This is a genomic window from Halomonas sp. BC04 (assembly GCF_000568385.1).
In genome coordinates, this window is the sequence record NZ_AZQX01000103.1 from 1 (window position 1) to 8,593 (window position 8,593).

At 65.5% G+C, this 8,593-nt stretch carries 6 protein-coding genes and 2 pseudogenes; 7 read left to right on the plus strand and 1 reads right to left on the minus strand.

Annotated elements, in window-relative coordinates:
- The 7 genes and pseudogenes from Q427_RS32070 to Q427_RS32075 all read left to right on the plus strand — a co-directional run.
- Nucleotides 1-357 (plus strand): annotated as a pseudogene (locus Q427_RS32070) (C4-dicarboxylate ABC transporter); the annotation flags it as partial.
- Nucleotides 358-461: 104 nt separating this feature from the next.
- Nucleotides 462-1,841 (plus strand): glutamine synthetase family protein, encoded by a 1,380-nt coding sequence (locus tag Q427_RS07470; RefSeq protein ID WP_043512515.1) that lies wholly within the window; start codon nt 462-464, stop codon nt 1,839-1,841.
- A gap of 179 nt (nt 1,842-2,020) precedes the next feature.
- Nucleotides 2,021-3,405 (plus strand): annotated as a pseudogene (locus Q427_RS07475) (aldehyde dehydrogenase family protein).
- A 30-nt stretch (nt 3,406-3,435) separates the two neighbouring features.
- Nucleotides 3,436-4,620, plus strand: coding sequence for an iron-containing alcohol dehydrogenase (locus Q427_RS07480; RefSeq protein WP_197030539.1), 1,185 nt, complete (start codon nt 3,436-3,438; stop codon nt 4,618-4,620).
- 58 nt (nt 4,621-4,678) lie between these two features.
- Entirely contained in the window at nt 4,679-5,407 is a 729-nt protein-coding gene (locus Q427_RS07485) for a glutamine amidotransferase-related protein (protein WP_043512517.1), read from the plus strand.
- Complete coding sequence (locus Q427_RS07490) at nt 5,397-6,308, plus strand: cation:proton antiporter (RefSeq protein WP_197030540.1); 912 nt, start codon at nt 5,397-5,399, stop codon at nt 6,306-6,308. Before Q427_RS07485 ends, Q427_RS07490 begins: the two co-directional genes overlap by 11 nt.
- 127 nt (nt 6,309-6,435) lie before the next feature.
- Nucleotides 6,436-6,594 (plus strand): hypothetical protein, encoded by a 159-nt coding sequence (locus tag Q427_RS32075; RefSeq protein ID WP_197030541.1) that lies wholly within the window; start codon nt 6,436-6,438, stop codon nt 6,592-6,594.
- Between the two features lie 75 nt (nt 6,595-6,669).
- On the opposite strand, the gene Q427_RS07495 is transcribed toward Q427_RS32075, so the two are convergent.
- Nucleotides 6,670-8,593, minus strand: a 1,924-nt coding sequence (locus tag Q427_RS07495) for a heavy metal translocating P-type ATPase (protein WP_081785878.1), incomplete at its 5' end; no start/stop codon positions are given.

Below are 8,593 nucleotides of genomic sequence, written 5' to 3' on the forward strand. Positions count from 1 at the left end.
AACTACTACCTGACCAACAACATTTCCGGCGCCTGGGCCGGCTCCTATTTTGCCAACTCCGATCGCTGGAACGAGGTGCCCGAGCACCTGCAGATGCTGTTCAAGCTCTGCATGGACAATTCCCACTACTACCGGCAGCACTGGTATTGGTGGGGGGAGGCGCACTATCGCACCACCGGTGGCAAACTGGAGCTGACCTCGATTCCAGAGGAGGAGTGGCAGACCCTGGAGGATGCGGCGCTGGAGTTCTGGGACGAGATCGCCGCCCAGAGCGATCGCAACGCGCGGGTGGTGCAGATTCTCAAGAATTACCGGAAGACCATGCAGCAGGCAGGTCCTCCCTACCGCTATAGCTGAGCGTCAGCCAGTGAATCTGGGGGGCAGGCGGCGATGGCTGCCTGCCCCGTTCAGCCATCGACGGGGTATCGAGAAACAACAATAAGGTAGCAGAGGGAGTGACCATGAGCCGACTGCAGGCAAGAGAGATCAAGAGTGCGGAGGATGCCCGGCGCATCGTCGAGGAGCGTGGCCTGAGCCACGTCAAGGTCGGCCTGTTCGATATCGATGGGATCATGGTCGGCAAGTACATGCGCCGTGACAAGTTCTTCCACGCCCTGGAGGAGGGCTTCGCCTTCTGTGATGTGGTGCTGGGGTGGGACAGCAAGGATGTGCTCTACGACAACGTCAACTACACCGGCTGGCATACGGGCTACCCGGATGCCGGTCTCAGAATTCTTCCCGGCAGCTGTCGCGATCTCGCCTGCGAAGGCGACATGCTGCTGTTTCTCGCCGAGTTCACCGGTCCTGCCGAGGCGATCTGTCCTCGCGGGCTGCTTCGGCGGGTGCTGGCCAGGGCCCGTGACATGGGCTTCACTGCCAATGGCGCCCTGGAGTACGAGTTCTTCCTGTTCCAGGAGACGCCGGAATCGGTCCGGGAGAAGGGTTTTCGTAACCTCAAGCCGCTGACGCCGGACATGATGGGCTATTCGATGCTCAGGAGTTCAGTGCACAGCGAGCTCTACCATGAACTGCTGGCTCTATCCGAGGCGATGGATTTCCCTATCGAAGGGCTGCATACCGAAACCGGCCCCGGCGTGCTGGAAGCGGCCATCGGCGTCGACGAGGCCTTGGCCGCCGGCGACAAGGGGGCCCTGTTCAAGACGTTCACCAAGGTCTGGGCGCAGCGTCGCGGCCTGATGGCCACCTTCATGGCCAAATGGTCGCCGGACTACCCCGGCCAGAGCGGTCATATTCATCTGTCGCTCAATCACGCCGACAGCGGTGCGTCGGCCTTCTTCGATGCCGACAAGCCACACCAGATGAGTGATATCCAGCGTCATTTCGTGGCCGGCCAGCAGCAGCTGATGCCGGAATTCCTCGCCATGTTCGCCCCCACCGTCAACAGCTATACCCGGCTGATTCCCGGCTTCTGGGCGCCCACCGACGCCACCTGGGGAGTGGAGAACCGCACCACGGCGTTGCGGGTGATACCCGGCAGCGCCAAGTCGCAGCGGGTGGAATATCGCCTGGGGAGTGCCGACGCCAACCCCTACCTGGCCCTGGCCGCGGCGATCGGTGCCGGCCTGCATGGCATCGAACAGCGACTCGAACCCTCGGAGGCGGTGGTCGGCAATGCCTATGAGTTGACCCATCCCCCCAGCCAGGCATTGCCGCAGACGCTTTGGGAAGCCGCCCAGCGCTTGAAGGCGTCAGGCCCGGCCCGTGAGGTGTTCGGCGATGACTTCGTTGAGCACTTCGCGGCGACACGGGAGTGGGAGGAGCGGCAGTTCCGCAGGCACATTACTGACTGGGAGTTGGATCGCTATTTTGAAATCATTTAATCCGCACTGGCTGCACACATGCTGATGAGCGGCGCCGGGGGCAGGCATGAGCGAAGCTCATTCTTCAGGGATGAAGAATGGAGCGCCCAGGGAGGGGTTTACAGCGTCTTCGCGAGAGACTGCCGACGGGGTAGCCGCGTGCCGGATCTGGCTCTCGCTATTGGAAGGAAAAGAAGAGTATGCCCATACAGAAGACGATTTCACCGGTGGATGGCTCCGTCTATGTGGAGCGGGAGCAGGCCGATCCGGCCCTGATGGAGGCGACGCTGGCGCGGGCGGTAACGGCCCAGCGCGCCTGGCGCGAGGTGCCCCTGTCCGAGCGGGCCCGGTACTGTTCGCGCATGGTGGATGCCTTCGTGGCGCGCCGCGACGCCCTGGCAGAGGAGCTGACCTGGCAGATGGGCCGGCCGATCGCTGCGGCGGCAGGTGAGATCGGTGGCTTCGAGGAGCGCGCGCGGACCATGATCGCGCTGGCGGACGAGGCGTTGGCCCCCATCGTGCTTGGCGACAAGCCCGGTTTCTCCCGCTACATCACCCGCGAGCCGCTGGGGGTCTCGTTCATCGTCGCACCCTGGAACTTTCCCTTCATGACGGCGGTGAATGCCGTGGTGCCGGCAATCATGGCCGGCAACACAGTGATACTCAAGCACTCGGCGCAGACACCGCTGTGCGCCGAACGATTCCAGGAGGCCTTCGACGAGGCCGGTCTGCCGGAAGGCGTCTTCCAGCACCTGCACTTGTCGCACGATGCCACCGAAGGCTGATCCAGGACCGTCGCATTGCCCATGTCTCCTTTACCGGGTCGGTGCCCGGCGGTGAGATGGTCGAACGCAACGTCGCCGGGCAATTCATTGCCACCGGGCTAGAGCTGGGCGGCAAGGACCCCGCCTATATCCGTGGCGACGTGGATCTGGATGCCGCCGTCGACGGGGTGATGGATGGTGCCTTCTTCAATTCGGGCCAGAGCTGCTGCGGTATCGAACGCCTCTACGTGCATCGCGAGATCTTCGATGCCTTCGTCGAGCGTGCCGTGGCCTGGGTCAGGCAGCTCAGGCTGGGCAATCCCACCGATCCCGCCACCACCCTGGGCCCGCTGGTGCGGCCGGCGGCGGCGGATTTCGTGCGTGGCCAGATCGAAGAGGCGGTGGCGGCAGGGGCCAGGGCCTGGATCGATCCCGGCGACTACCCGCTCTCGGTACCGGGCAGCGCCTACCTGGCGCCCCAGGTACTCACCGGTGTCGACCACTCGATGCGAGTCATGACCGAGGAGAGCTTCGGCCCGGTGGTGGGCATCATGGCGGTGGACTCCGATGACGAAGCCGTCGCATTGATGAACGACAGCGACTTCGGCCTCACCGCGGCGGTGTTCACCCGCGACAAGGCCGTGGGCGAGGCGCTGGCCCGTCGACTGGATGCCGGCACCGTCTTCACCAATCGCTGCGACTACCTCGATCCCGAACTGGCCTGGACCGGCGTCAAGCAGTCGGGGCGAGGCTGCTCCCTGTCTCGGCTGGGCTACGAGACGCTGACGCGGCCCAAGTCCTTCCACCTCAAGCATGCCTGAACGGGCAGCACCGCCCAGGAGAAGAAGACGATGAACCATCCGGACATGCAGCCATTCACCATGGGCTGGAACTACCCCGCCAATATCCTCACCGGGGTGGGGCGCATTCGCGAGCTGCCCGATGCCTGCAAGGCACTAGGCATGCAGGCACCGCTGTTGATCACCGACCCCGGGCTGGCCGCGTTGCCGATGGTGGAGGAGATCGTAGAGGCCTGCCGGGACGGCGGGCTGGGCATTGCCGTCTTCAGCCAGGTCAAGGGCAACCCAACCGGCAAGAACGTGCTCGACGGCATGGCAGCCTTTCGTGATGGCGGCCATGACGGCGTGATCGCCTTCGGTGGGGGCTCGGGGCTGGATGCCGCCAAGGCCGTGGCGCTGATGGCCAACCAGAGGGAAGGGCTGTCGCTCTGGTCCCTGGAGGATATCGGCGACAACTGGAAGAACGCCGACGCCCAGGCCATCGCCCCCATCATCGCCGTGCCCACCACCGCCGGAACCGGATCGGAAGTGGGACGTGCCTCGGTGATCACCGATGAGGTCGAGCACGTCAAGCGCATCATCTTCCACCCCGGCATGGTACCGGCCACGGTGATTCTCGATCCGGCACTGACCGTGGGGCTGCCACCGGCGATGACGGCCGCCACCGGCATGGATGCCCTGTCCCACTGCATGGAAGCCTGGTGCTCGCCGCTCTATCACCCCATGGCGGAAGGCATTGCCGTGGAGGGCATGCGCTGCATCTATCACCATCTGCCGCGCGCCTATGCCGACGGACACGATCTGGAGGCGCGCATGAACATGCTGGTGGCGTCGAGCATGGGTGCCACCGCCTTCCAGCGCGGCCTGGGTGCGATGCACGCCCTGGCGCATCCCCTCGGGGCCTTGCATGACGCCCACCACGGAACGCTCAACGCCATCCTGATGCCCTATGTGCTGCGGGCCAACGAGCGTGCTATCGGCGAACCCATGGTACGCCTTGGCCGCTACCTCGACCTGGATCAGCCGGGCACGGCAGCGGTGATCGACTGGGTGCTGGAGATGCGCGAGCGGCTGGGTATCCCGCACACCCTGGCCGGTCTCGGGATCGATACGCGCCAGGCCGACAAGGTGGGCAGGATGGCCGTGGCCGATCCTTCCTCCGGTACCAACCCGGTCGAATTCGATGCCGACGGCTATCGCGATATCTTCGTTGCTGCCGTGGAAGGGCGTCTCTGACATTACTGCCGTCAGCCGCTGTGAAGGCAGCGGCGGTAAACCACAGGGAGATTGAGCGATGCGAATAGGGCTTCTGCAGTGTGACGATGTGGCGCCGGAGCTGCGCGAGGCCCATGGCAACTATCCCGAGATGTTCGCGGCGCTATTCCATCGCGTCGATCCCGCGCTCGAGTTCGTTGTCTGGCGCTGCCTGGACGGCCAGATCCCCGACGATATCGACGCGGTCGATGCCTGGATGACCACCGGCTCCAAGTACGGTGTCAATGATGGTCTGGCCTGGGTCGACGACCTCTGCGGCTTCGTGCGTCGACTGTGGGAGGCCGGCAAGCCGTTGGTGGGCATCTGCTTCGGCCACCAGCTGATGGCCAAGGCGCTGGGCGGGGAGGTGGTGAAGAGCCCCAAGGGCTGGGGAGTGGGCATGTCGTTCAACCGAGTCGAGTCTCATGCCGAGTGGATGGCGCCCTGGCAGCCGAACCTGGATCTGCTGGTCAGCCATCAGGACCAGGTCAGCGAGCTGCCACCGCAGACCAGGGTGCTCGCCGGCAGCGACTTCTGTCCCTTCTACCTGATCCAGATCGGCGAGCACTTCCTCGGCGTTCAGGGGCATCCGGAATTCGCCAAGCCCTACTCACGGGACCTGATGGTACTGCGCAGCGGGCTGGTGGGCGAAGAGCGGGCCCGCGAAGGGCTGGCATCGCTTTCGGCGCCGGTGGACGATACGCTGATGGTGCGTTGGATCTTGAATTTCATGAAGCGTGCCATGGAGGGCAAGGGAGATGACGGCTGACGAGTCCTGGCAATGGCCGATGGCCGAGTTCACCATTGAAACTGCCAGCCTGATCCTGCTGGGCGTCATCCTGAGCCTGAGCATCTTTGCCGACGCGCTGGCCAATCGCACCCGACTGCCGCGAGTCTCGTTACTCGTGCTGGTGGGGGTCGGGGTGGCGATGGTGCAGCAGTGGGGGCTGGATCAGCCCGGCGGCCAACCCCTGGCGGGGTTGAGCGAGCCGCTCATCCATGTGGCACTGGTCATGGTGGCCTTTCTGCTGGGCGGTGAGCTGACCCTGAGGCGACTGCGCAATATCGGCGCCCTGATCATGCTTCTCTCCTTGACGGTGCTCATGACAGGGATGGCGGTGGTCGGTGTGGGACTGCTGTTGCTTGGCTTTCCGTTGGTGGTGGCAGTCAGTCTTGCCGCGATCTCGGTGGCCACCGACCCGGCCGAGATCAGCGAGACCGTGCATGAGCGAGGAGATACCCGACTTCGGGCTCGCTTACTGTTGGGCATCGTCGCCATCGATGACGCCTGGGGAATCCTCTTCTTCGGCCTGGCCATGGCGTTGCTCGGCTGGTATCTCGCAGGAGACGGTACCCTTGCCTTGCTCCAGGCCGGTTGGGAACTGGGCGGTGCCCTGGTGCTGGGCGCCACCGTTGGCCTGCCGGCGGCCTGGTTGACGGGCCGGCTGAAGCCGGGGGAGCCGACTCAGGTCGAAGCCTTCGCCGTGATCCTGCTGCTGGCCGGGTTCTCCCTCTGGCTCGAGGTCTCGGCACTGCTCGCGGCCATGTTCGCCGGCGCCTCGTCGCCAACCTTTCCACCCATCACAGCCGCTCCTTCAACGAGATCGAGCATATCGAATGGCCCTTCCTCGTGTTCTTCTTCGTGTTCTCCGGCGCCAGCATCGACCTGAGCTACCTCGGTAGCGCCATCTGGCTCACCCTGGCTTATATCGTCCTGCGCCTTTCCGGGCGTTACCTGGGCGGTGTGCTGGGGGGGCACCTGGTCCGGCGACAAGCAGCCTGCCCCATGACATCGGCTTGGCGCTCACCCCCCAGGCCGGTATTGCCATGGGCATGGCCCTGCTGGTCGCCGAGCGCTTCCCCGACTACGGCACTCTTGTGCTCTCGACGGTGGTGGTATCGACCGTGTTCTTCGAGTTGCTGGGGCCCTTTCTGGTCAGGCACGTGCTGCGCTAGGCTTTGTACGAAAACTGCCTGCGCTCGGCCATGCGGCGTTAAAAATCGGCTCGTGCGCGAGTCCGATCAAAATGCTCATTTACACCCCGTAAACTCCGCTTTTTCGCCGATTTTTGCCTTGCTTGACCTTCGCTCGCCGACTTTTCGTACATAGCCTAGGCCGGGAGAGGCGTCGGGCAGCATACCGAGCAGGCGCAGGCCATTGGCCACCACGATCAGGCTGGCACCCATGTCGGCGAAGACCGCCATCCACAGGGTGGCATGGCCGGTGAAGGCGAGTGCCATGAATACTGCCTTGAGCCCCAGCGCCAAGGCGATGTTCTGCAACAGTACCGTGCGCGTGCGCCGTGACAGGCGCAGGAAATCGGCAAGCCGGCGCGGGTCGTCGTCCATCAGGGCCACGTCGGCGGTCTCGATGGCGGCATCGCTGCCCAGCGCGCCCATGGCGAAGCCGATATCGGCCCGGGCCAGTGCGGGGGCATCGTTGATGCCGTCGCCCACCATGCCCACCGGGCCGCGGACGGCGCGGGCCTCGATCATGGCCAGCTTGTCCTCCGGCAGCAGTGAACCGTGGGCCTCATCGATGCCGGCCAGGGCGGCCACCGCGGCCACGCTCGCCGGGTTGTCGCCGCTCAGCATCAGCGTGGTCACGCCCAGGCGATGCAGTGCTTCGACTGCCTCACGACTCTCCTCCCGCAGCGGGTCGCCGACGGCAAACAGTGCCAGTGGCCGACTCTCCTCACCCAGGATCACCAGCGTCTCGCCGCGGGCCTCGTGCTCGGCCAGGCGGGCTTCGAGCGTGTCGTCCGGGACCGCGAACTGCTGCATCAGCCGACGGTTGCCGAGCCAGACCCTTCGCTCACCCTGCCTGGCGACCACGCCGCGGCCGGGCAACTCCTGCACGTCGCTCACGTCCAGCGGTGTGACGGCATCCGCCTCGGCGGCGCGTGTCAGGGCCGCCGACACCGGGTGCGACGAGCGACTGGCCAGCCCCGCCGCCAGTGCGCGTAGCTCGGCACGGGCGGGTTCGCCCAGCGCCGAGTCGAGCGGGTGCCAGGCCCGCTGCGCGGGGCGGCCTTGGGTCAGGGTGCCGGTCTTGTCGAAGGCCATGGTAGTGAGCCGGTAGCCCTGCTCCAGGAAGGTGCCACCCTTGATCAGGATGCCGGACCTGGCTGCCGCCGCGAGGCCGCTGACAATGGTCACCGGGGTGGAGATCACCAGGGCGCAGGGGCAGGCGATGACCAGCAGCACCAGGGCGCGATAGATGCCCTCCAGCCAGGTCACCCCGAACAGCAAGGGTAGGAGCAGTGCCGTAAGCAGGGCGATGGCGAAGACCGTCGGGGTATAGATGGCGGCGAAACGGTCGATGAAGCGCTGGGTGGGAGCGCGGCTGGCCTGGGCCTGCTCCACGGTATGGATGATGCGTGCTAGGGTGGTGTCGCTGGCAGCGCGTGTGGTGCGGTAGAGAAACTCGCTGCCCTGGTTGACGCTGCCGGCGAACACGGCTCCACCTGGCGACTTGTCCACCGGCAGGCTCTCGCCGGTGATGGGAGATTCGTCCAGGGTGGGGTGGCCTTCCATGATGCTGCCGTCCAGCGCCAGGCGTTCGCCCGGTCGCACCCGCACCAGGCTGCTTACGGTGACCTCGCTGGCCGGAACGCTGCGAAAGCTGCCGTCGGCCTGGCGCACGTTGGCGCTCTCCGGGGCCAGGGAGAGCAGCTCGCGGATGGCGTTGCGCGCCCGGCCCAGCGAGTGCGCCTCGATGCGTTCGGCCAGGGTGAACAGCACCAGTACCATGGCTGCCTCGGCCCACTGGCCGATCAGCAGCGCACCGGTCACGGCCACGCTCATCAGGGCGTTGATGTTGAGAATGCGATGGTGCAGGGCGATGAAGCCCTTCTTCCAGGTGGGCAGGCCCACCAGGCCGATGGCCGACAGCGCCAGCGCGGCGGCGAGCCAGGGTTCGGCCAGMCCCAGCCAGTGGCTGGCTCGGCGGCCA